The sequence below is a fragment of the Paenibacillus sp. PK4536 genome (assembly GCF_028594455.2).
In the GTDB taxonomy this organism is placed as follows: Bacteria; Bacillota; Bacilli; order Paenibacillales; family Paenibacillaceae; genus Saccharibacillus; species Saccharibacillus nuruki.
The window spans coordinates 2,605,420-2,630,701 of sequence record NZ_CP126313.1 but is presented as its reverse complement, the minus strand read 5'-3'; the positions used below and the strand labels follow the sequence as shown (position 1 = coordinate 2,630,701).

Annotated in this window: 22 protein-coding genes; 11 read left to right on the top strand and 11 right to left on the bottom strand. The window is 40.6% G+C overall.

Going from position 1 to position 25,282, the window contains the following annotated elements:
- Positions 1–302: 302 nt before the first annotated feature.
- Complete coding sequence (locus tag PO903_RS11775) at positions 303–1,211, top strand: methyl-accepting chemotaxis protein (RefSeq protein ID WP_502921639.1); 909 nt, start codon at positions 303–305, stop codon at positions 1,209–1,211.
- Between the two features lie 175 nt (positions 1,212–1,386).
- Here the strand turns inward: PO903_RS11775 and PO903_RS11770 are convergent, their stop codons facing one another.
- The 4 genes from PO903_RS11770 to PO903_RS11755 form a co-directional block, all read right to left on the bottom strand.
- The gene (locus PO903_RS11770) at positions 1,387–1,683 is read right to left on the bottom strand and encodes a hypothetical protein (RefSeq protein WP_273593507.1); all 297 of its coding nucleotides are present in this window, start codon (positions 1,681–1,683) and stop codon (positions 1,387–1,389) included.
- Positions 1,684–1,748: 65 nt separating this feature from the next.
- On the bottom strand, positions 1,749–2,543 hold the full coding sequence (locus PO903_RS11765; protein WP_273593506.1) for a PP2C family serine/threonine-protein phosphatase: 795 nt from the start codon (positions 2,541–2,543) through the stop codon (positions 1,749–1,751).
- A 15-nt stretch (positions 2,544–2,558) separates the two neighbouring features.
- Positions 2,559–3,209, bottom strand: a complete 651-nt coding sequence (locus PO903_RS11760; RefSeq protein ID WP_273593505.1) for a DUF3885 domain-containing protein — start codon at positions 3,207–3,209, stop codon at positions 2,559–2,561.
- 8 nt (positions 3,210–3,217) lie between these two features.
- A complete protein-coding gene (locus PO903_RS11755) occupies positions 3,218–3,688 on the bottom strand; it encodes a VOC family protein (RefSeq protein WP_273593504.1) in 471 nt (156 codons plus the stop codon).
- 129 nt (positions 3,689–3,817) lie between these two features.
- Here PO903_RS11755 and PO903_RS11750 point away from each other — a divergent pair, with 129 nt between their 5' ends.
- Positions 3,818–4,354, top strand: a complete 537-nt coding sequence (locus PO903_RS11750) for a hypothetical protein (protein ID WP_273593503.1) — start codon at positions 3,818–3,820, stop codon at positions 4,352–4,354.
- 158 nt (positions 4,355–4,512) lie between these two features.
- Here the strand turns inward: PO903_RS11750 and PO903_RS11745 are convergent, their stop codons facing one another.
- From PO903_RS11745 to recQ, 4 genes are all read right to left on the bottom strand, one after another.
- Positions 4,513–6,282: a B12-binding domain-containing radical SAM protein gene (locus PO903_RS11745; protein ID WP_137222167.1), complete on the bottom strand. Its 1,770-nt coding sequence runs from the start codon at positions 6,280–6,282 to the stop codon at positions 4,513–4,515.
- Positions 6,279–7,004, bottom strand: a complete 726-nt coding sequence (locus PO903_RS11740; RefSeq protein WP_273593502.1) for a thioesterase II family protein — start codon at positions 7,002–7,004, stop codon at positions 6,279–6,281. The genes PO903_RS11745 and PO903_RS11740 overlap by 4 nt, the downstream gene beginning before the upstream one ends.
- 78 nt (positions 7,005–7,082) lie before the next feature.
- On the bottom strand, positions 7,083–7,907 hold the full coding sequence (locus PO903_RS11735) for a hypothetical protein (protein WP_273593501.1): 825 nt from the start codon (positions 7,905–7,907) through the stop codon (positions 7,083–7,085).
- A 163-nt stretch (positions 7,908–8,070) separates the two neighbouring features.
- A complete protein-coding gene (recQ, locus tag PO903_RS11730) occupies positions 8,071–9,954 on the bottom strand; it encodes a DNA helicase RecQ (protein ID WP_137222161.1) in 1,884 nt (627 codons plus the stop codon).
- A 168-nt stretch (positions 9,955–10,122) separates the two neighbouring features.
- Between recQ and PO903_RS11725 the strand changes: the two genes are divergently transcribed.
- From PO903_RS11725 to PO903_RS11705, 5 genes are all read left to right on the top strand, one after another.
- Complete coding sequence (locus tag PO903_RS11725; protein ID WP_273593500.1) at positions 10,123–11,787, top strand: AraC family transcriptional regulator; 1,665 nt, start codon at positions 10,123–10,125, stop codon at positions 11,785–11,787.
- A gap of 86 nt (positions 11,788–11,873) precedes the next feature.
- Positions 11,874–12,854 (top strand): ABC transporter substrate-binding protein, encoded by a 981-nt coding sequence (locus tag PO903_RS11720; protein ID WP_273594648.1) that lies wholly within the window; start codon positions 11,874–11,876, stop codon positions 12,852–12,854.
- 18 nt (positions 12,855–12,872) lie between these two features.
- Complete coding sequence (locus PO903_RS11715; protein ID WP_069327212.1) at positions 12,873–13,880, top strand: FecCD family ABC transporter permease; 1,008 nt, start codon at positions 12,873–12,875, stop codon at positions 13,878–13,880.
- A complete protein-coding gene (locus PO903_RS11710; protein WP_273593499.1) occupies positions 13,873–14,898 on the top strand; it encodes a FecCD family ABC transporter permease in 1,026 nt (341 codons plus the stop codon). The genes PO903_RS11715 and PO903_RS11710 overlap by 8 nt, the downstream gene beginning before the upstream one ends.
- A gap of 41 nt (positions 14,899–14,939) precedes the next feature.
- Positions 14,940–16,550, top strand: coding sequence for an alpha/beta hydrolase (locus tag PO903_RS11705; RefSeq protein ID WP_273593498.1), 1,611 nt, complete (start codon positions 14,940–14,942; stop codon positions 16,548–16,550).
- A gap of 72 nt (positions 16,551–16,622) precedes the next feature.
- Here PO903_RS11705 and PO903_RS11700 read toward each other — a convergent pair whose 3' ends face one another.
- Together PO903_RS11700 and PO903_RS11695 are read right to left on the bottom strand one after the other, a co-directional pair.
- Entirely contained in the window at positions 16,623–17,549 is a 927-nt protein-coding gene (locus PO903_RS11700) for an alpha/beta hydrolase (protein ID WP_273593497.1), read from the bottom strand.
- Positions 17,550–17,588: 39 nt separating this feature from the next.
- On the bottom strand, positions 17,589–18,506 hold the full coding sequence (locus PO903_RS11695) for a LysR family transcriptional regulator (RefSeq protein ID WP_273593496.1): 918 nt from the start codon (positions 18,504–18,506) through the stop codon (positions 17,589–17,591).
- A gap of 112 nt (positions 18,507–18,618) precedes the next feature.
- Here PO903_RS11695 and PO903_RS11690 point away from each other — a divergent pair, with 112 nt between their 5' ends.
- Complete coding sequence (locus PO903_RS11690; protein ID WP_273593495.1) at positions 18,619–19,932, top strand: APC family permease; 1,314 nt, start codon at positions 18,619–18,621, stop codon at positions 19,930–19,932.
- 124 nt (positions 19,933–20,056) lie between these two features.
- Here the strand turns inward: PO903_RS11690 and PO903_RS11685 are convergent, their stop codons facing one another.
- Positions 20,057–22,021, bottom strand: a complete 1,965-nt coding sequence (locus tag PO903_RS11685; protein WP_273593494.1) for a fibronectin type III domain-containing protein — start codon at positions 22,019–22,021, stop codon at positions 20,057–20,059.
- Positions 22,022–22,264: 243 nt separating this feature from the next.
- Here PO903_RS11685 and PO903_RS11680 point away from each other — a divergent pair, with 243 nt between their 5' ends.
- The 3 genes from PO903_RS11680 (at position 22,265) to PO903_RS11670 (ending at position 25,280) form a co-directional block, all read left to right on the top strand.
- Positions 22,265–22,975, top strand: coding sequence for a hypothetical protein (locus tag PO903_RS11680; RefSeq protein WP_273593493.1), 711 nt, complete (start codon positions 22,265–22,267; stop codon positions 22,973–22,975).
- 200 nt (positions 22,976–23,175) lie between these two features.
- The gene (locus tag PO903_RS11675) at positions 23,176–23,919 is read left to right on the top strand and encodes a response regulator transcription factor (protein WP_273593492.1); all 744 of its coding nucleotides are present in this window, start codon (positions 23,176–23,178) and stop codon (positions 23,917–23,919) included.
- Entirely contained in the window at positions 23,919–25,280 is a 1,362-nt protein-coding gene (locus tag PO903_RS11670) for a HAMP domain-containing sensor histidine kinase (RefSeq protein WP_273593491.1), read from the top strand. Before PO903_RS11675 ends, PO903_RS11670 begins: the two co-directional genes overlap by 1 nt.
- Positions 25,281–25,282 lie beyond the last annotated feature (2 nt).

Sequence of the window (25,282 nt, the reverse complement as noted above, 5' to 3'; positions counted from 1 at the left end):
CTTTCGCTATCTAGATAATAAAGATGACTTGACCGAGAATGAAGTATACATGACTTTATATAAACTGTATATCACTACACTATTTTATCTTGTTCCAATAATTCCTCCAAATCAAACGATATGTCATTCTTTTAATGAAATATATGATTTAAATGCTCATTAAACATTTAGAAACGGTCGATATTATAATAAATATAAATTTTTTACCTCTATCCAAAAATAATACCTACTTATAATCGTATCTACTTTTAAAAAAAAGAATAGCTGAATTGGATGATTTTATTTGTGAGAGGGAGTTACTTGTGCAAAATTACAATCAAGAAACAATGGATACTTTAGTCGTCAAAGCTTTGGAAAATAACCTTGCTATTATTCGGTTTGATGTTCATCGACGTGTAGCTTATGTAAACGATATTTTTGCGCGGACAATGGGATATACACGCGAAGAGATGCAAGGTATGGAGCATCAAAGGTTTTGTTTTCCTGCATTTGTAAATAGTCCTCAATACGAATTATTTTGGAAAAGCCTGTTGTCTGGAGAAAGTTTTCAAAATAAAATCGAGCGTATGGATGCTCAAGGTCAGCCGATCTGGCTAGAAGCTACGTATATGCCTATTTTTGAAGATAGTACCCGGAAAGTGATCGGGGTCTCCAAGATTGCTACTAATATCACTCAAAGACAAAATCATATGACTCATGTAGTGACTGAACTGCAACATATGGCGGATAGTATGAGCGAACGTGCGAATAAAGGGATTCAACGTAGTCAAGAACTGCTACAAAGTATCAACAAAATTGCAGATGTCTCTGCTGAAAATAAATATACACTCGTTAATCTTCAACAACAAGCACAATCGATTCAAGGAGTCGTACAGACGATTCGTGAGATTTCTTCTCAGACTCATTTACTTGCGCTCAATGCAGCAATTGAAGCGGCTCATGCTGGTGAATTTGGACGTGGATTCGATGTCGTTGCCAAAGAAGTTCGTAAGTTATCAACCATGGTTGAAAAATCAATTATTGAAGTACGTGATAGTGTAGATTCAATTACTCAAGAGATTGAGAAAATCGCTAAAGGCACAAATGAAGCACAATCGACTGTAGAACAAAGCCAACAACAGATTCAAGTAGCGATGAGTGACTTCACTAAAATTTCGTCAGCTGCGCAAGAATTAGATATTCAAGCACGCGAAGTGTCTGTCATCATTTAATAAGAAGAGTACAAGCACTTAACAGTGTAAGGACGACTTTTTCTAGTCTAATTCAAAATTATTCTGTGCAAAATAACATAGCTCACGTTAAAAAGACCGTTCAGTCATAGCAACGGTCTTTCATTTTATAACCAAACAGCAAGTACTCCATCTCACTCTAAGATTCAAACTATACTTAATTCGGATTTTGCTGTGGTTCTTCTTCGATTTCCTGCTGTTTCTTAATAGTCATTAGCTGACGTTTACGCTCATTGTCTTCTACTTCTGCTTGATATAGATACACAATTCCCGCCGCTAAAGCTATCCAACTGAAATACAAAGGGGCTTGACCTACACTATTCGAAAAAGTATTAAATAAATCGCTGTTCCATGTATTTGTTCCTGATCCCCATATCACAGCACTCATGTATTTCACACCATACAAAAATGCGGCTATGGCAATCAGGCTGATGCCTGCTGCTCGTTTGTTCATCACAATCTCCATTCTTGCTCGCTAGTATAGTTGAGAATGTAGTAATCGCTGAATCTTATCTTCATTCAGGGCATATCTGATGGCATCTGTGGAGCTTGAGAATTGCTGTACTCCCAGCTTATGATGGTGGCGCTATCTTTTCCACGTTGGGTATGAATATGGTCTAAGATCGACTGTATATTCGGCTTGAGCTTATCATCATTGACCAATGCTTGATACAGATGTTCAGGACGTTGAAAATACTGATCAGGCGTATCGATTACACCGTCAGTCATTAAGACGATGATATTATGCCCTGCTCGCAGTTGCCTTTTGCCAATCGTGTAACAAGGGACTTCCAGATCGAACGTATTCACCTGTCCGATCCATTCGTAGAATTGACGTTGATTAAGACCATACTGTCCCCAGTGAGCTAGATTGGGATGAAGCAAATATGCCATACAATCTCCTACCGAGAACCACCATAGATACGATTCTTTTTGCAAAACAATTAGACAAGACGTTTCTCCGGTGACCTGCTGACAAGCTTGGCGAAATGCAACACTTGAGAACAAGTCCACAGTATACTTTTCAAATACGTCGAATACATCAGGATGCTCTAATATCGCTTGAAGTTTAGCTTCATCCTGTTGCAATGTCTGTACAATCAATGCTGCACTGGTTGCTGTCTGATGAGCATCCAGAAGAACAGCTAATTTGACAGAACCATCTTCACTTTGCATGATGAATAAACCATCTTCATTTTTATTCGCCCCTGCTTCTGTATGGCCACCGTACCATCCTATATGTATCCCTTGTTGCTCTGTGATCATTGGCGTATCTAAAAAAGGTCGCTCACTTCCGATCCATGTATAGCTCATAAATACCTCCTTTGTTTATATACCAAAAACCTGATTCATCTTTTCCAAATCATAAGGTAAAAGCCAATCATAATATTGGTGATACAAGCGCTGTAATGACTCTTGTTGCATACCTACAATATCCAATCCACGATCATCGTACATATGGAAAATGATTTGTTGCTTGGGTTCTATAAAAAATACTCTTTCTACTAAAGAAGCTTCTCGCTCTGGAAAATCAGTATAACCAATTGCTTTCAAAATACCTGCATAATCAAGATCACCAATCGTACACCATACATATTTACTTTGAATATATCCCATTAATTCTGCTGTATCTTCATCATAATCAGGTTGTTCAGAGTGAATACTAACCTGTGAAACACATTCTGGTTGTAGATAATTTTCTAACACCTGAACTTCATTGCGCTCAATATGCTCAATATCCGATAATGCAGTCTGATAGGTAAAAGTCATTACACATACTTGTTCACTTTCAGCAAATACAGCTTCAAATAAAGAGATAGCACGCTGCTCAAGTTGTTCAAAATAAGTCGGATCATCAATCCCCCGATAAGGTACTCCTAATTCAAACCGTAATCCTAAAGGAAAGTTATAAAACAAAGGCACTTCTAACTTCATTTGCGGAAAAGTCTGCTCTAACCATTGATTAAAATCATGATTCATAAATGTGCTCACTCTTTACCTCGCTTGGACTGTAATTCTTCCCATTCATACAAATACATCATCTGTTCTTGATCCGATGTGTCTAATTCGATAGGACAGATAAATTCTAATAAGTTGCCATCAGGATCATCGAAATAAATAGCGGTATGCGCTTGAGGTCTATTCGGTAATACGATCGGCGCAATCGGTTGAAAACCAAACACTTCACGTACAGCGATTCCTTTGGCTTCTAACCATTCTTTGGCTTGCTTGATATCTTCATAATCGACGCGAAATGCAATATGACGCAAAGAAGGATGATATGGAGTATTGACCTGTTCACCTTCCCATAAGCCTAACCAACTGACCCCTTTTTCGATCCATACAAAACTCAAACTTTCGCCATGATGAGCGATTTCTAGCCCTAACTTTTCATAAAAAGCGAGCGATCTATTCATATCTTTGACAGGTAACAAGGCTTCGTATAATCCTTTAATCATGATAATCCTCCATTCATATAGGTGATATTCAACTTCTATCTACCATTCTACCTCAATATTAAAACTTGTCTAATTTCACAAAATAGGGTTATATACACATATATCCGTTTACGATGAGGGGGCATTTTGATGAAATCCAATTCATATACCACTGTACCTTATGGACAAGAACCTGTGATTGAAAAAAGCAAAGGCACGCTAATCTACTACGATTCGTTTGAACATACAACAGATGACGATCTCAATCTGGCACTACGCACGATGGATCATATGCAGTTCACACGCTTGGTGCTCTATCCACTGCATGAACTGACGGTTAAACGCATGTCCAAAGAACCGGTATCCGCTTATTACAAACGGGAAGATCGGCTTCATGCCTGGAAAAGAGAAACTGGTCGCAAAAGCATTACGGTTGAAAATTGGGACGGCAAGCGTAAAAAGTACACCCCGATCGAAGCGGCATTACGTACATTAGTCGATCACTATCAATCGCCTTATTTTCTACTGATGACTCCTGAGATGGCGAACTTATTTGCATCGTTTTCTTCATTTGAAGAATGGATTAGCAAGCTCAAAATCGTTTTGACGGAAGAACCCAAAACACTACATCCACGGATGGAAAAGTATAGTAAGCGTTGGGTAGTGGCAGGAGTGGAACCGGAGTAATCGCTTTCAATACATCTATGGCTAAACCATCCTTACGGGTGGTTTTTTATTATTGATAACGATATGTACGATCAAAAATAATAAAAAGATGCTACGTGTCATTGATACACGAGCATCCTTTTATTATCTTATTAAGATGAATATTGGACTACTATATCTTACATTGCTGCCCCTTTAGGCGATAAAGCAGTGGTGAAGAATATTGGTTTTTGCTGTTCATTCTGTTGATACGCTACCAGTAACAGACTGCGTCCTTCACTAGCTGATAACGGTTCGCCAGCCAGAATTTTATCCAGACGGAATGGTAATTCTTCCATGACTGTATGCTTGTGAAGTTCTTTGTCATTCAATTTCAATTCGACAAACTCGGTTGAAAAGTCTTCCGGTTGTTGAATCGCATGTCTGATATGGCTAGACATCTGGTCTTTGTTCATCGTGAAGTCCCACCAGATTTTGCGTGGTTTGTATTTGTGATTAAGGAAGTAGTCTAACTTCATCAGTCCCAGTACAACATCCATCCGCGGGGTCTGACGATCCATTAAGAATGCTTGTAAATGGGTAAATAAATCTTCCAGCTGATGACCGATCTTTTGCCAGCCTTGCGCTTCCCAGTAATTCCCGAACTCTTGGAAAAAGTCGAATGGCGACTGGAATTCGTTATACAGCAGATAGTTCAGCGTATAATCCATCCGATGCGCATTCCAATACTTCTCTAACACATCTTCCAGACGCTTCAAGCGCACGATATCGTCAAAGGTCAGCTTATCGCTACTCAAAATCTCATACGGTGCATGATCCATGTACGTGTACTGATATTTCTCGGCATCGATCCGAAGCCCTGTTCCCCGTAACATTTTGAGGAATCCTAATTGCAATTCTTCCGGCCCTAATGCAAACACATCGTTAAATGTTTTGCGGAATGTATCGTAATCTTCGAGTGGCAATCCTGCGATTAAATCCAGATGCTGATCGATATTCCCAGACTCTTTGATCTTCGTTACGGTACGACTTAGCTTGGTAAAGTTCTGACGACGCTTCACCAATTCGTTGGTTGGATCATTGGTCGATTGCACACCAATCTCAAAGCGGAATACACCTGGAGGTGCATGTTCTGCCAGATAATCCAATACTTCTGGACGCATAATATCTGCGGTAATTTCGAATTGGAAGGTACATCCATTATGATTAGCAATTAAGAACTCAAACATTTCCATCGCATAGTCACGCTTAATATTAAATGTACGATCGACGAACTTGATTAATTTGGCTCCTTGTTCGATCAAGTACAGAATATCGCTTTTGGTACGTTCGATATCAAAGTACCGCACACCTACCTCAATACTGGATAAACAAAATTGACAGCTAAATGGACACCCACGACTCGTTTCAAAATATACCACTCGCTTCGCCAGTTCAGGCACATCTTCGACAAAACGGTACGGTGAAGGCAATTCATTCAGATCAAGCTTCGGACGACCGGGCATCATAATCAGTTCTTCACCTTTACGATAAGCAACCCCGTAGACAAAATGATATTTGCCTGCGCCTTCGATCTCTTGCAGTAAATGGTGGAACGTTTCTTCGCCTTCTCCAATTACGATAAAGTCGATATTGTTTACACGTTTCATCCAGTATTCGGTATCGTAAGATACTTCTGGCCCACCGAGCACAATCTTCACTTCGGGCATTACTTTTTTGAGAATATCGATCACTTTAATCGTTTCTTCAATATTCCAGATGTAACAAGAGAATCCGATTACATCAGGCTTACGTTGAAATAAATCAGATACAATATTCATCACTGGATCTTTGATTGTAAATTCAGCAAGTTCAATATCAAAGTCCTTCTCACTAAAGGCTTTGAGACAACGAATCGCCAGTGATGTATGGATATACTTGGCGTTCAATGTGGATAATACGACTTTCATAGCGATAAGCTCCTCTCATGCTCTAACAAAATCATTCGGATATCGGCAAGCACCTGTTCTGCGCAAGTATTAATAAAGAAATGTCCACCATCATAAGATTTAAATGTCGCATTAAGCGATGAATACTCACTCCATGCTTCGATATCTATCGTTGTCATTTGATCCTGTTTCCCGGTCAACACTGTGATCGGAAATGGAAATACTTTATACTGCCTGTCATAGCGATATTGCTCTACAAGGCTAAAATCTGCACGCAATACAGGAATAATCATCTCCAATAATTCCTTATGTTCCAGTATAACATCCGGTATTCCGCCGAGGGTAATGACTTTTTCAATAAACGCTTGATCGGGTAGCTTACTCCATTGTTTTTCACTACGGATATGGGGAGCAACTCTGCCTGAAAATAGACTTGTTACCGGATAACGTCCTGTTTCGGTATACACTTTATGTATCATTTCAAAAGCAAGAATACTGCCCATACTATGCCCGAAAAAAGCAAATGGACGATGGTCTTGAAAATAAGGTTGTATATGTTGCCAGACATCATTCACGATACTCTGTGTATCGCTAACTAAAGGCTCAGATATCCGTGCTCCATGACCGGGAAGTTCTATCGGGATCAATTCAATCTGCGGTTGCAATGATTTTTTCCATGAATTATAAATATAGGCGTTGCCACCTGCATAAGCTAACGTAAATAAACGAATTGCATTATTCATGTGTATACCTCCATAAGGTTGTTTGGATATCGCGATGCAGTGAGTTGGCATACTGATGTTGAATGTAGATCACGTCTGCTACAAGCAGCCCAGTACCCATCCTTCTAATAGACTCAGTTGATCTTCTGCTGGGCTTAATGTAGGCAATGCAAGATAAGGTGCTAACGTATCTTCTTGGTCACGTTCACGCATCCACTCTGCAATATAATAAGCATCCCGTTCATGTTCACTGTAAGTCGAAACATTGAATAGATGAGGTTCTGTTATCATTCTTCTTTTATATAACGATGGATAAGCTTCGACGATCACATGATGGTGTTCCGGTATTATTTTACCATCAAATGGCCAGAAGTGGATGTTCATTCCATGTCTTTTTTGCCAGTATCGTAGCCGATAGATCCACGGTAATCCGGTATGGGTAGAATAAGAGACTGCACCTTGCATCCCTGAGACTCGATCCAGATCGACTACACTTTTGGTAGAAGGTACAAATTCGCGTTCAACTAATCGCTTAGCAGTTGAATTGGTGTAATGAGCTTGATCTTTACTTTGCTTCATTGTAAGTCTGGTCGTCTGCCATGTCTGATTACTCCATTTGAGAAAATCATCCCACTGATCCAATTCTAGTTGTTGCAACACAGATAAAGGATAGGACAGCCCATGATCGATTCCGATAATCATTCGTTCTTGGCTAGAGAGTAGCTGATTCCGTAGCCAGAAATAGACTTCTTCTCTCGACCATAAATGTTCTTTGTCTGAAGCTGAATACTGAGCAGTAGATGGATAGACTAAAGACGCAGGTGATCCTTGACTGGATTGCACTACCGCTAATCCTTTAATTTTGGATCTGGGCTTATCTGCACCGGAGTAATCTATTCCGATATATTTGTCAAATAAAGGCATGTCTATTCCTCCGAATCATTGATTCTATAATGTATTTTGATCTATATCGTTTTAGTACATATATGTAGCAAAAAAACCGATACTTGTTACGATTAAGCTCTTTTCAATATACGTTGTGAAAAGAAACTGAACCAGACAAAGTATCGGTTGTTGGATGTTTAATTTAGAATTCTTCCATATCGTAACGCCCTTGATCCAGTTCCAAACTTTCCTTCTGGAAAAAAGCAAGGAATGGTTCACCATACTTACGGAATTTCACTTCACCGACACCTTTAATCTCCAGCATTTCGCCTTCGCTTTGTGGTTCGACGACACTCATTTCACGTAAAGTAGCATCATTGAAAATGATATAAGACGGTACACCTTCACGTGATGCCAGTTCACGGCGAATCAGGCGCAATTGCTCGAAGATCGTCTCATTCACTGCTGAAGCATCATTATTACGGCTTGTTGTACGGCTACGGCTAGAACTTGAACTGCTAGAAGCAGAAGCCGCCATTGGACGTGGCGCACGTTGCATCACTTTACGCTGTCCTTTAAGAACTTCGGCTGCGATCGGTTGTAATTTCACCACTGGATATTGTCCTTCTGTTAGGAGTAGATACCCTTCTGCCGCCAGTACATTGATACGTTCTGAGATTTCTTTTTCCGACAAATGGGACATTAATCCATGGGTGGGTAATTGATCGAACTGGTATTGCAGTACTTTTTTATTGCGTGAACCTTTAAGGACTTGCGCAACCACAGATACACCGAATCGCTCACGTAAACGATGGATACACGAGAATATTTTCTGCGCATCTATCGTCATATCGACTAACTCGCGCGCATCACGGCAAGAACTACATTGTCCGCAAGGTTCACCGGAATGTTCTTCATGAAAGTAATCAAGCATCGCATTACGCAGACATTTGGTCGTATAGCAGTAATCCACCATCTGTTGCATTTTGCGATAATCGTTATGCTTGCGATCTCCTTCATGCATATTTTGTTCGAGTAGAAATTTCTGTGTCATGATATCTTGCGGACTAAATAGCAAAATACATTCACTAGGATCGCCATCACGACCGGCACGACCGGCTTCTTGAATATAAGCTTCCATATTTTTGGGCATATTATAATGAATAACATACCGAACGTTAGACTTATCAATACCCATCCCGAATGCATTCGTAGCTACGATCACACGAATATCATCATAAATAAAAGCTTCCTGACTCTGATCTCGTTCATCATCGCTCATTCCTGCATGATAACGTCCAGCTGCTACACCACTACTAAGCAGACGACTGTACAGATCATCTACATCTTTACGAGTAGCTGCATAAATAATACCGGATTCATTATCATGAGACTTGGCATAATCAATGACAAAATCACGACGCTGTGTACCACGCATAACCGCCATTGCTAGATTATCTCGACCCAGCCCTGTGATAAAAACTTGCGGATCATCTAATCTCAATAAACGCAAAATATCGTCACGCACTTCCGGTGTAGCTGTTGCTGTAAAAGCAGCAACGATGGGACGCTGTGGCAATTGATTCACAAACGGTGAAATTTCAAGATAACTGGTACGAAAATCATGACCCCACTGAGATACACAGTGTGCTTCATCAACAGCGATACATGTAATATTCACACCGTTCATTTCTTCACGGAACCAATCCAGTTCTAATCGCTCAGGTGCTACATATAGTAACTTCAGGTCTCCACGACGTGAAGCACGAATCCGTTCATTCACTTCTTTACCTGTTAACGTACTATTAATATAAGCCGCAGGAATACCTGCTGCTGTCAGCGCATCGACCTGATCTTTCATTAATGAGATCAGCGGTGAGATCACTAGTGTTACTCCATCATTGACCATCGCTGGAATCTGATAACAGATCGACTTACCGCCACCTGTTGGCATAATTCCAAGGGTATCTTGACGTTGTAACAGACTATTTACTATCTTCCGTTGACCTTCTCTAAAGTCTTCATATCCAAAATACTTCTGTAACAAAGTCTGTGCTTCCTGCATCACAGGCGCTTGCACGCTCATTGCCAAAACTCCTTATCCTAATTCTGTAGTGATGATATAACTTTCTTCTGCTTCAAATCTATCCTTCTATTTTAACAGAGAATTCATGATAATTCTCAGCAACTTATACAATCTGATATAATAATTATGATAATGATTATCATTTTCATATGTAAAGGAGAATCAACATTGAACTTTCCAGATTCACTATCGTTAACAGCTCCACCACATCCTTATCTGTTACAACTGCATCATGCAGATATTCATCATATACAGCCTCAGTCTTCATTAGCTTTGACACAGATTATGGCGACACATCTCACTATTCTTGTGCTGATTGAAGGAGAATGTGTCTTAAAACGTGAAAATCATCCTTATCCTATGAGACAGGATACCGTCTATATCTGTCATGCTGGAAGTACATTTTCTTTATCTTCAGAACATATCCATACACATGTAGCCATGCTCCATATCGAACTGTATTTTCCACATCCAGACGATTCGAAGCAATTACTATTAGCTCGTGATATGCAATCTCTTTCTTTACCCGAAGAAGCTACATTTCTATATGCTAGTGCGAAATGTCAGCAGATCTGCTCTGCTTTTCGTTCGACTCATGCATTACATCGCTGGCGAGCACAGATCGATGCGACTGAATTGCTATTTGAAATGGTGACAGCGGTCAATGCCAATTCAGTGTATCACCCACAACCTGAAGATGGGCTGGTACGTGCTCGCAATTATATAGCAAAACATCCTGAACAGACGCTGACTTTGGAACAATTAAGTCAACTCGCTGGACTGAGTGCCAAGCATTTCTCTGATGTTTTCAAAAAAACATACGGGCAAAGTGCGCATGACTATATAACAGAAATTCGGCTTACCCAAGCCAAACAACTGATGCTTCGTTCAGGTTACAAGCTCAAAGATATCGCTCATGAAGTTGGTTATCGAGATGAGTTTTATTTTAGCCGTGTATTTAAAAAAGAAACCGGAGTCTCTCCTTCACAATACATAAACAAACGGAAGCAAAAAGTAGCTGCTTATGCTTGTGTTTCTACACTTGGGTATTTGTTGCCACTTGATATTGTGCCGTATGCCGCACCTTTACATCCTAAATGGTCAGGCTATTATCTAGAACGATATGGTGCAGATATCCCTTATCATTTGGAATATGGTCATGCAGATCCGCAGGATCATGCTGTAATGAGGCGAATCGAAGAAGTGAACCCTGATTGGATACTATGCTCCCATGCTATTCAACCATGGGAATATCATCGGTTAAGTCAATATGCCAAAGTGATAACATTGCCTGAAGAACAACAAGGATCATGGCGAACAGGATTGTATGAACTAGCTGATCTATTCGATATGTATGCAGAAGCAAAGCAATGGATTCATACCTTCGATCAGCGTACGGCTCATGCCCGCTCGTTACTCACACGTTCAGATGGTTCCAGACCTTCTGTGTTATTTGTTCGTATGCTTCGTGAGCAGTTATACAGTCTAGGTTCAGCAGGATTATTAGATTATGTTTATCACGAATTGGAGGTACAGCGTCCTCAAGATGCACCTACAGACAATAATGAAGACGACTTAGTGACATGGGAACAGCTACAAGCAAGCGATGTAGAACATATCTGTATTTTAATTCGTCAAGACTCGGAGACCTTAGAACACTGGCATCGGTTACGTCAATCTTCCCGATGGCTGGATCTTCCTGCTGTTCGTCAACATCGATTGCATATTCTAAGTTCCAGTCCATGGCGTGAATATTCTCCGATAGCTTTGACCAGAATACGTGAAGAACTGATCCAGTATCTGTCCGCCAAAAGTCCATGTACGATCCGCTAATTGTCTATGGAAAAGAAGAAACATAACCTCTATCATAGCTATTGAGAATCTTTCTCACTGATAACGAGGGGAGTTATACTATTATGATGAAAAAAATATCCATATCTATACTTATGATGGTCATGTTTGTGTTATTGGCAGCATGTGGCAATAGTGCCAACACCACAGCAACACCAGCAGGAGCGAACGCTACAACAGCTTCTACCTATGCAACTTCTACAGCTACACGAACAATAACGTATCTGAATCAGTCGTATACGATTCCAGCCCAAGCCAAACGAATCGTGATTACAGGTTCTTTGGAAGCGATGGAAGATTCAATTTTACTTGATATTCATCCAGTTGGAGCTATTTCTATTTCTGGAAAATTCCCGCCTTTATTCGCTTCGATTACAGATCAAGCTGAATCGATAGGTGAAAAAGTTGATCCTAACTTTGAAAAGATTTTGTCACTCAAACCAGATATTATTCTGGGAACGACCAAATTCGATCCTGCGGTACTGGAAAAATTAAAACAGATCGCACCGACTATTCCATATTCGCATGTCGCTACCAATTGGGAAGCGAACTTGAATCTTTTGGGTGACATTAGTGGCAAGCAACAACAAGCTACTCAAGAAATTAATGAATACAAAGCCAACTTAGAAAAGGCTAAAACATCCTTACAACCTACACTACAAGATAAGCAAGTCTTGCTCGTTCGTATCCGTGAAGGATCGGTCTGCTTGTATGGACCCGACTTGTATTTCAATCCTGTATTATACAGTGATCTAGGATTGGCTATTCCAACTGAAGTTGCATCTGCACAATCACAAGAAGCGATATCGATCGAACAATTTGCTCAGATGAATCCAGATGTATTGTTTATCCAATTCTCTGAAGACGAGAATCCAGATGCTACAGGCGCACTGGAAGATTTGCAGAATAACCCGATTTTCCAAAGTATTCAAGCGTTTAAAGATGGCAATGTATTTGTCAATGTAGTCGATCCACTGGCTCAAGGTGGAACTGCCTATAGCAAAATTCAATTTCTGCAAGCTTTTGTCGACAAGTTACAATCCAAATAAGAAAGTAATGAATCTAATATGTACAAAATAAATAAACTACCGGCAGTGATTTTCACACTTGCTCCGGTAGTTACTATTTTAATGATGATCTTATCTATTCTATATGGAGCCAAAAATATCTCATCACTGGATGTCTGGAATGCTATATTTCATTTCGATGCTGGTAATGTAGATCATCAGATTATACGTCATTCTCGATTACCTCGAGCCATCGGTGCACTATTGATCGGGGCTTTTCTAGCGATGTCTGGAGCGGTTATGCAGGGTATTACTCGTAATGATCTGGCTTCTCCATCATTACTCGGTGTACTTGATGGGTCTGTATTTGCGATTACATTATGTATGATCTTTGCTCCTTCTGTGCATGGAAGCAGTCTGATTGTCGTATCTATGCTGGGTTCAGCTTTTGGTATGTTGCTGGTATTCGGGATGTCCTCATTGATTCCAGGCGCACAATCACCAATTGTACTCGCGATTCTTGGAACATTGACCGGTATGTTTTTGAATGGATTGGCTGATGCGATAGCAATGTACTTTCATGTGGCTCAACGGATCAGTTATTGGTATAACGCTCGCTTGTATCAGATTGATCCTGAACTGATTCAGTTGTCGATTCCATTTGCTATCGTAGGCTTTGTTATCATGCTGTTACTCGCTCGCTCAATTTCTGCACTATCGCTGGGTGATGAGATCTCTAAAGGTCTCGGGCAACGGGTCAAACTCGTTAAATTTGCTGCTTTTATCGCTGTTGCTTTGCTATCTGGTATCTCTGTCGCTTTAGCTGGAAAAATTGCATTTATCGGATTAATCGTTCCTCATATCGCTAAAATGATCGGCGGTACTGATTATCGACGTATTATTCCACTATCCGGCGTTCTTGGAGGTATTTTTCTTGCTTGTTGTGATATTTTATCTCGATTTGTGAATTATCCATTTGAGACACCGATTGGTGTGATCACCGCTTTGTTCGGTGTTCCTTTTTTCCTGTATTTGATTCGTCGCAAAGGAGGAAAAAGCCATGGATAAGTTCGCTCAAAAACGGTATCTCATCCTAATGGGTGTAGGCATAATAGCGATCTTGCTTATGATCTGTATCGGGCTAACGTATGGTGAAATGAAACTCTCACTGATCGATGTTATATCGACTTTGTTTCATAGACCAAACGATCCTTCTTATACCGTAGTCATTTTTCAATTTCGTTTGCCTCGTATTGTATTAGGGTTGTTGATCGGTATCTCGCTGGGTATCGCAGGGACGGTTGTTCAAAGTCTAACTCGTAATCCACTGGCTGATCCGGGGATTCTAGGTATTAACGCAGGAGCGAGCATGTTTATTGTGCTATTTATGTTTTTGCTTCGCGATCAGATTGATCTGACAGGCAATCTAGCGATTATGCTTATGCCTTTATTCGGGATTGCAGGCGGTCTTTTGTCTGCACTGCTTATCTTTTTGCTAGCCAAAGATCAAAATGGGTTAAATCCGCAACGACTTATTCTGGTCGGCATAGCGATTACCACTGGATTCTCGGCGATTACTTTATATGCTTCACTCAAAATGGACCCGCAAGATTTTGAAAAAGCGGCTTCATGGTTATCAGGTAGTCTCAACTCTGCCAATTGGTTATTTGTGATCTCTCTACTTCCATGGATGATGATATTGCTTCCATGGTTACTGTATCAGACACGTCTACTGGATGTGATGCGTCTGGGTGATCATACCTTATTAAGTCTGGGTATTCCTTTGCGTCAAAAGCGAACGATATTGATGTTTATCAGCGTAGGGCTTGTCGCCTCAGGTGTGGCTGTGTCTGGAAGTATTGGCTTTGTAGGCTTGATTGCTCCGCATATGGCAACTCAACTTGTTGGACTGGCTCATCGGCGTGCGCTTCCACTTAGTGGTGTGATCGGAGGATTATTAGTATTAATTGCGGACTTTATCGGACGGACGTTATTTTCACCTGCTCAATTGCCTGTCGGGATTGTGCTTTCTATTATTGGAGCTCCTTATTTTGTCTGGTTGTTAAGTCGGCGGCGTAAAGTCTAAGACCACCTTCATAAATTCATCATAGAAAGGAATACGACGCTATGAAACATAAAGATGAACTTGATATTCTAGGACGCAAAGTGACGGTATACTTGCCTCCTTCGTACCATTTGTCTGAACGTCATTATCCTGTCGTGTATGTGCATGATGGCGGTCAACTGATCGCTAACTGTCAGAACTATCTAGATCGTTTATTTCGTGAAGGATTACTTACCGAATTGATTTTAGTAGGAGTACATACAGATCGACGTACGTATGAATATACGCCATGGGTTGCACCTGCGTTAAAGCCCTCCTTCCCTGATTTTGGTGGACAAGGTAAGGTCTATATCCATGAACTTGCAGATCAGGTCAAGCCTCATTTGGATCAGCGATATCGTACTTTGCCAGAAGCTGAATCTACCGGGATGATCGGTGGTTCTTTGGGAGGATTGGTGACCATGTGTACGGCGTACTGGAGAGCCGATGTATTCGGTCGTCTGGGTATGCTTTCTCCTTCTTGCTGGTACAAAGGGTTAATGGACTATATCGAAGCACAACCTGCGCCTGCTTCACAGTCCAGATTATATGTATCTGTAGGCAATCGTGAAGGATTTTATAAGCACAATGAGCAACAAGCGATGGTCAAAAATATTCTGCGGGTATGTCAATTATGGCAAGATAAACGTTTCCCTGATCAGCATCTTTTGTTAGATATTGAGGACGGTGGTACACATGATCTTATGTTTATGACGCAATATTTTGTGAAAGCATTACAGTTTCTTTTTCCTCAATCTTCCGATGATTCTGTTATGTATTCGGCTTCTTCTGCTAATGCTCTAGCACAACATCTTACACCGTCTGATCGCTACGCTATACCGGGAACAACTACTTTTGTGATGCGTTCCAAGCAGACAGGATTAGAGTATCAGATTTTTGTCTATCTGCCCGTAAAACCTCCTTCTGCTGAAGGGTATGCGGTTCTTTATACGGTGGATGGAAATGCTTATTTCGGTTCGATTGCAGAAGCAATGCGGTTGCAGACACGTCACCCACGCGGACTACCCTCAGGCATGATTGTCAGTATTGGTTATGTTACAGATGAACCTTTTGTATCTGAACGTCGCTTTCGTGATCTGACGGTACCTGATATTCAATCTGGCTTACGACCGGATGGCACACCATGGCCTTGCAATGGAGGAGCCGATGATTTTCTAGACTTTATCGAACAGGAATTAATGCCTGAGATTCAGCGCCGTTATCCAGTAAATCCGCAAAATCAGGGATTATTTGGACATTCATTAGGCGGATTCTTTACCTTATATACATTGATCACACGTCCATCCTTATTCCAGACGTATATTGCAGGTAGCCCTTCCTTCTGGTGGAAAGATCGCGTTTTATTTGATCTATTGCCTGCACTGGAGAATGCTTTTGCAGAACAAAACGTGAACATCCATCTTATGCTAGCGATAGGAACAGATGAGCATCAAAGTATGCTTGATGATACTCGCTTATTTTATGAAAAGATAAAGCCTTACCAAAACACACATGATATTCGTCTAAAACATATCGTATTTGAGGGTGAAGGGCATATGTCTGTGTTGCATCCTTTGATCAGTCCGATGATTCGATTTATGTTTGCTCAAGAAGGCGTTAAGCTTTATATCTAGATATTTAAGTACACAAAGAAAGCAGACCTGATCGATGTCAGGTCTGCTTTTGATCATCACATGAATCTTGTGTTAACGGTAAATCATCGTCGCTACATCGTGTAAGGATTGTCTGGCTGCGATACTGATTCCGGCTAATTGGAAAAACCCATGATTCACACCTAGGTAACGACGACAATGTGCTTGTACATCTGCCTCTAACAATTTACGATAAAAGGTTTCATTTTCAAATAATAACGGATCGAATTCAGCAGTTAACATATACGTTTCTGGCAGTCCGGTCAGATTCTCTGCATATAATGGACTGACTTCAGGATGATCCAAAGGTAAATCGCCAAAATAAGCTTCATATCCACTAATTAACACATCTCTTGTTATGATATAATCATTGCCATATTGTGCATACGTGGTGCTTGTACCGCTTGCGTCCAGCATAGGATAGATTAGAATCTGACGCTGAGGCAACCAATCACCCTGTTCTTTCAATCGTAAACAGGTCACAAGTGCCAAATGTCCACCTGCACTATCACCAGCGATTGTGATTCGATCTGTATCTCCGCCCCACTCTGCTAGATGTTCACGAATAATATGCACAGCGTGTAGCGCATCATCATGTGCTGTTGGATATGTATGTTCTGGTGCTAAACGATAATCCACTGCAATCACCAACGATTGACTCTCTAGCGCCAATTGACGCATCTGCTGATCATGTGTCTCCAAGTCTCCACTGACAAAACATCCACCATGATAATAGATCAACACCGGTAGATTAGACTGATCGACGGATTGATAGATGCGGAAAGTAATCTCATCTATCGTAATATCGTGAACTGCATAAATATCTGCTTTGTCTCCTGCTAAAGCAATTGTACTCAGATATCCTACACGACGTTCTTCGATACTTTGATGAAGAACCGAAGGACGACCTGCTTCTACAAACTCTTCTACCAGTGTGCGTATCCCTTTTTCCAAATGATCTAAATGTTCTACTTTATGCATAATTGATTACTCTCCTTCATAATTCGAAATCATCTGTATTTAACTTGTATGAATAAAAGCCTCTTCTTGCCAGCTCTCTGCATGACGATGAACGATCTCCAAGAAAGCATCTAAAGCAGGCGATTGCCACTTTTTCAAATGATAACTCAGTTGTGTATATACTTGTTGTTCACGATCATCCCAATCTAACCGTGCTAATTTGTTCTCTCGCAATTCACGCTCAACAGCTACTAATGGTAAAAAAGAAATACCTAGTCCAGCCATCACGCACTGCTTAATCGCTTCCAGACTCCAAAATTCTAGACTAGGATCAGGAAAAATGCCATGACTATTTAAATATTGTTCGAATAATGTGCGATACGTACACCCTGATTCTGTATGCAAAATTGTCTCATGGCGTAAGTCTTCAGGTACAATATGCTTTTTGCCTACAAGCGGATGATCGATTGGCGCAATCATCGCCATTCTCTCATGCGTCAGTGTCTCCATATGCAGTTCACGATCTTCCATCTCAGGTTGCAATAGAAATGCGATATCTAAACTTCCACTACGAATCATCTCTAGCAATTCTGCGCAGGCACCTGGTTTGAGAATAATTTTGACCAATGGATGATGCTTGCGATATTCACGAATAATATTCGGCAAGCGAAAAGCAGCCAGCGATTCTGGAGCACCTATCGTTAATGTACCCGACAGATCGGCATCCGAACGAATTGCATCTTTAGCAAGAGCATGCATTTTGGATATTTCTTGTGCATAAGGTAACAAGCGTCGACCTGCATCTGTGAGCAAAATCTTTTTGTTCATACGATCAAATAAAGGCGTACCCAGCTCTGCTTCAAGCGCTTGAATCTGCGCAGTAATACTGGATTGCGCATAATCTAGTCGCTGGGCTGCACGTGTGAAACTTCCGACTTCAACCACAACTAGAAACGTAAATAAATGTCTAGATTCCATTATTTGATCTCCCATCGGTTTTTTAGATGGATCACATTTAAAATTTCTGTTTTTCCGATAACACTATTATCTGCTACGCTATAGCAAATGACAAGGAAAGCGGGAAAATAAAATGACAACGTCTCATTCATCGGGTTTGCAACGCACGATAGGGCTCCCTCAAGCGGTTGCTCTATATATTGGAGCTGTTCTAGGATCAGGTGTATTGCTTGTTCCCGGACTTGCCGCTCAGATGGCTGGCCCTGCTTCACTAATAGCATGGGGATTTATGACCTTATTGATTTTGCCGATGGCTTTGTCGATGGGATTATTGTCTGCCAAGTTCCCTAACGCTGGAGGCGTTTCTCATTTTGTCAGTCTAGCCTTTGGTCCACGTGCAGGTGCTCTAGTCGGGTGGTTTTTCTTAATGTCGGTTCCGATCGGGGCTCCTGTAGCCGCCCTAACTGGAGCAGGGTATATGACTGCTGCGATGGGATGGAGTGATTCGGTTCGAATTTTGATCGCTGTATTGATGTTATTAGCAGGGCTCATTACGAACTGGTTCGGGATGCAAGTCGCTGGCAAAATACAGATTGCGGTTGTGATTTCGATTGTAGCTGTACTTACATTTGCGATTATAGCGGCTGTACCTGAGATCCAAGTGGTTCATTTTACTCCATTTATGCCTCACGGTTGGAAAAGTATCGGTCAAGCGGCTGCCATTCTGTTCTGGTGCTTTATCGGCTGGGAAGCTGTTTCTCATATGTCCGAAGAATTTAAAGATCCACGGAAAGCCGCTGTGCGTGGCGTTGTGATTGCTGCGATTGTAGTAGGAATTTTATATTTTCTGACTGCACTAGCGACAGTGGGGACACAAAGTTATTTGTTAGGCGGGTCTGATGCTTCCCTTGTGTGGGTAATCAGTCGTTTGCTAGGTTCGTGGGGCGCTGTGTTAGCAGGGGTTACAGGGATTTTTATTTGCACAGCGACTATTATTGCTTATGTAGGTGCTTCTTCTCGGGTTGCTTTTGCATTATCCAGACAACATCATGCTCCCAAATGGATGAGTCTACTATCTGCCCGATACAATACACCTATAGGTGGGATTCTTTTTCTAAGTGTTTGCTTTGGATTAATCACTGTTCTATACGCTAGCCACACTGTCTCTTTAACCACACTGATTCAATTACCTAATGCTACTTTTATTCTGACCTATTTAGGAGGATGTGCGGCAGGGATTCGATTATTACGTGAAAGTCGATTTGGCGTTATCATTAGCTGGATTTCTTTTGTAGCGACAGCGCTTATTTTTCCATTTACAGGCTGGGCGATTCTGTATCCAGTCGCTATCACTTTGCTTTTCGGAATCACCGTTTGGGTACGATCTAGATATTCATTGCGCAAAGCGATTATTTTGGATAAAGAGTTGAAATCCGATATCGAATAATAAAAAGCTGTTTTGTACGCAATTGCCTACAAAACAGCTTTTTTTGGATAGATTACTATTGTACTGTTGGGACTCCTAACTTTAATACGACTATTCCTTTTTAGAATGTCTCTGTGACTTCCAATTAATACGTATCTGTACTTACAGTAGGTATAGATACAGAACTATACGTATCAGTCAGCACCGTACCGTTGGTATTAGCGCCATAGAATAATAACAATTCTTGAAAAGTCACCCATGTGGTTGTCGTTTCAGTCAAAATCATAATTCCTTCATATTTGCCGGGTGGTACAGGAATAGCTGGTAGAACTCCACCGAAAGGATTAAAGTAAGCTTGGATTTTGCCATCATATAATAGATTCCAATTGTTGCCTTGTAGACCATAGATAGTGAACGCTTGTTTACCCGGTACATTCAACATACTGACTAACTGAATCGCACTTAATTGAACAGGCTTAGGGAAACGGTAGTTAATCGTTCCACTCTTATGATCACCTGTATTCGGTATCCAGTAGGTCGATAGATCGCCATCTATCGTATTTTCAGGTGGTTTGTTATCGTAATAACCGAGAGTGGTGACGGTGGTTCCTTTGGGTACAGGATTACCTGTCGCATAACTCATCGGTGTGGCATGGACGAGATTGGAATAGTTTTGATTTTGCCCATTGATTACAGCATTCACAACAAAATAATAAGGTACACTGTTATTATCAAGCCCTGTCACTGTATAATCTTGATACGTATCTGCTTGAACGGTAATCGTCTGACCATTTAACACATCAGGGTACTGCTTCATATACGTAATTCGATATTCATCCGCTTCGGGAACCGCATCCCATGTCAGATGTACCTGTCCATTTTGGGGTGTAGCTTGTAATCCTGTCATCGAAGATCGATCGCTGATATATAATAACTCGTTGACCTCTACTGGTGCGGCGGTTGAACTGATTTCGATTTTAAGTAATTGATACCAATCCGGTTCAATCGGAATACTCTCGATACGCACAGGCGATAAGGAACCAGCTACATGCACTGTTTTTTGCCCGATCAAGGTATTACCATTTCGCCCTTGTTCATATATTTTGTATGTGATATCACTTTCAACAGGAGCAGTGATCACAAATTGTAATTCGTCAATATACAATGGATAGCGTATCCCATAACTTAGCGTTGCATTTTTACTGTTATTTTGTGTTTTCCATTTGGATAGTATATCTCCATCCATAGTATATTCAACCGGATTACGATAGTATTCGCTACTTGCACCCTTACCTGTATTTTCTGGAAAAGGATTGCCACGTATACGCATTCCACCGACTTCATTGGAATAATTCGTTCGGATGCCATTGCGTACTCCTGCTACTGCAAAATAATAAGTGACTCCTGTAGCTAGGTTAGGAACGGTAAAGTTGTTATATGTGTCTGAGGCTACGGTAACTGTATCTGTATATTGACCAGAAGTGGTACCGTAACGTATTTGATAATGATCTACATCTGCAATCGGTTTCCAAGAAAGAGAGACTTGTTCATTTTTGTTGAGGGCTGGGAGTTGTGCTGGAGGAGTACTTGTTGTTGTAGGTACAAGATGAACTTCACTCATCATCACCCAATTACGTGTAGAACTAACGGCAATACTAATCCCATCATACCAGCCTATTTGTACGGAAATAGGGGTTAATGCTTGATTGCCGCCTGTAGTGACATGAAAGGTACGCGTAGCGATATTACGCCAGTATCCATTTTGTAGACCTCGAATCGTATACGTTTCATAACGATCTCCGATTCCACCTGTAGAGACTTGTACACTTTTGAGATTCACCGCCTCGGCAAACTTCATTTGTATTATTCCTGTATTTGCAGATACTTTCCATATACTGTACCAATCACCATCTCCAATATTTTGAGGCTCAAATGTAGGATCATACGTACTTGATGTATACGTGGTACCCACAGGAATCCGATTGCCTACCAGTCCTTCACTTCCATCTAATGCCGCTTCCGCTGTCTTCGCTTGAGGAACACAAATAACAAGCAAACTAAAGATACATACATATAGCCAACCTTTACGCCACTGAGATTGATTTTGCATTATTACCCTCCTTTTTTGATCGTTATGAACTACAGATGCTGTTATCAACGGGTTATGTATACAAGTAAGTGTTTAATTAATAGCACAATATGGGTTTAATGTATATTTTTATTTTATTATATTTTTGAAAAAGAAAAGATTATCGCTGTATTATCATTTAATACACTTTTCACACATCTATTCCACGATTCTCACATAACCTCTTGATAAGATAAATTTACATTCTAAGAAGAGGTGATTCCAATGAAAAAATGGACAAAAAATGCAGCAGTATTATTAACAACAATTAGTGTATTAGGAGGCGCAACAAGCGCATTCGCAGCTACACCAACAACAGCAACTTCAACAACACCGAAAAACACTACACCTGTCACTGCCACTCACAAAGCAGCACCTTCTACAATGACTACAGCAACTCCAGCTAAAAAAGTAACAACGACTACCAAAGCGACGCCTACAACAGCCAAAGCGATGAAAGCCAAACACAGAGCGACCAAAGCTAAGCATAAAGCGACAAAAGCGGCTCATAAAGTAGCTCACAAAGCAACAAAAGCCAAACATAGAGCAACCAAAGCCGCTCATAAAAAAGCGACTGCACACAAAACAGCCGGTACTACCAAACATAAAGTAGTAACAACAACTCCAAAACACAAAGCTACTCGTCATGTTAGCCAATCAGTAGCTACCAAACACCATGCTAAAAAAGTAAATCATAAAAAAGTCACTCACCAAAAAGCTACTGCTCATAAAAAAGCAGGCACTACACACAAAGTAGTAACAACAGCTCCAAAACACAAAGCTGCTCGTCATGTTAGCCAATCGGTAGCTACCAAACACCATGCTAAAAAAGTAAATCATAAAAAAGTAACACATCATAAAGTCACTCATAAAAAAGCCGTTGCTCACAAAGCTACGACTACTAAATCTACTGCTAAAACAACGACACACAAGTAAAATAATGCATTAGGTAGCGCTCGTTCTTTTCATTCATGAACACAAGCTTGATAAGTTATGACTAAAACTCACTCTTAAAGACGGGGACTGCCTAGCAGGTCCTGTCTTTTTGCTTTAGCGAACTTTGATATTATATATACCGCTCTGCTACATTAAGAATAAGAACATTTATATTTCTGGAATGATAAGGAGTTCCCCCTATGACCAAACTATTTGTTGTCGATGATGATCCGTCTATTTTGCAATTAATTTCTGAATATTTACGCAAAGAACAGTATGAAGTGTTCTCGTATGCGCATGGACAACAATTAATTGAACATGTACAGCATGAACATCCGGACTGTTTGATTTTGGATATTATGATGCCCGGTATTGATGGGCTTACCTTATTAACAGAACTTCGTACATTTACAGGTATTCCTATTATTATGATCTCAGCGCGGGGTGAAGAAGTGGATCGAATCAATGGATTGGAGTTAGGTTGCAATGACTTTTTGAGCAAACCTTTCAATCCACGCGAATTGGTTGCCCGTGTAAAAGCAATGCTACGCTTAATCGACACTGGCAAACGTACAAGCAACTCGATCAGTCTATCTAGTGTTGCAGATATGACTCCCCCAACCGTACCTGAAACGTCTACCTCTTATGTCTATGCAGGCAATCTATCCATTTCAGAAGAATTTCGGCAAGTACTCATTCAAAATAATGAATTGTATTTTACCTCACGCGAATTTGAATTGTTATTATTTTTGGCGACCCATGTACAGCGTCCATTCAGTAGAGAACAATTGATTCAGCAAGTATGGAATTATGATTTTTTCGGCGAATTACGAGTGGTTGATGATCTGGTCAAACGGATACGCAAAAAGCTAGTCCAATACCAATCGACACTTACGATTGATACCGTATGGGGATTCGGCTACAAAGCCGCTATTCATGAATAATGAAAACGATTCGTGGCAAAATGTTGCTGTCCCTCTGTGTAGGTATGCTGATGACGGTAGCTATTACCGTCTTTTTCTTCGTGCAATTAATGGATGATATTTTACTCAATCAAGTGAAACAGCAGTTATCTGCTCAGACGATCAAAGCAGCACATATTTTGAAAGATCAAGATATTGACGGATTGGATAGCACAGATTTTCGCTTTTTTATTAAAGACATTTTGTTTTACGCGGACTATTTTGTACTTGATAAAAATAATAAAATCGTTACTTCCAGCGACACTCAAAACAATGGAAAAATCCTCAAAAACTTTTCCAGCAATCATCAAGGATATATGCAGTTAAATGGTAGCAAAGTGTTGTATAGCGAAGCTCAATTAAACCATCAGCCTTTTCGCGTGATTCTATATTCTCCTTTATCATCGGTACGTGCACTATATATCCCTTTATTACGAACGACTTTGTTATCAATAGGCGCTAGTTTTATCGTTATTTTGTTTATTGCCTTGTTTGCTGTCTGGCGTATGGTACAACCACTAAATCGTTTAAAAGAAGCGGTAAGTCGGTATGAACCTCATTTACAACCGAACGAGCACTTTTTACAAGCTGATCATACCGAAATTGGTGAATTAATCAGTACTTTTCAATTGATGGCCAATCGATTACAACGACAGCATCAATATCAGATCGAATTTCTACAAAATGTATCGCATGAACTCAAAACACCATTGATGTCGATCCAAGGATATGTGTATGCGATTCAGGATCAAGTGGTGACCACAGAGCAAGGGTTAGAGATTATCACCACTCAATCGAAGCGATTAATTCATATGGTTGAGAAATTACTGCAATTATCCAGACTCGAAAGTGTCGATGAAGTATGGCAACAGACTACGATTGATCTCAAAACGATGGCAGAAGAAGCGATTCATTTACTATTACCAGCGGCGCAACCGCGTAATATACAGCTACAATTGATTGGCCCTTCACTAATGATCACTATTGCTGCGGAACAAGTATTTCAGATCTTGCTGAATCTGCTTCAAAATGCTATTCGTCATACCGCTACGCAAGTACAATTGACGATTGAAGTGTCTGATGATCATGAGATCTGTCGTATTCATATTGACGATGATGGTGAAGGATTATCCAGCGAAGAACAACAACAGATTTTTCAACGTTTTTATACAGGTAAAAGTGGAGTGACCGGTCTAGGACTGGCGATCTGTCAACAAATTGCTTCCCATTTACAAGCAGAGCTCGTATGCACTTCTTCCCCACTTGGAGGCGCTAGATTTAGCTTAATCTTGCCCAAAAGCACAGAATTAACAAATACGGGTGCAAGATCACTTTCTCCATGATA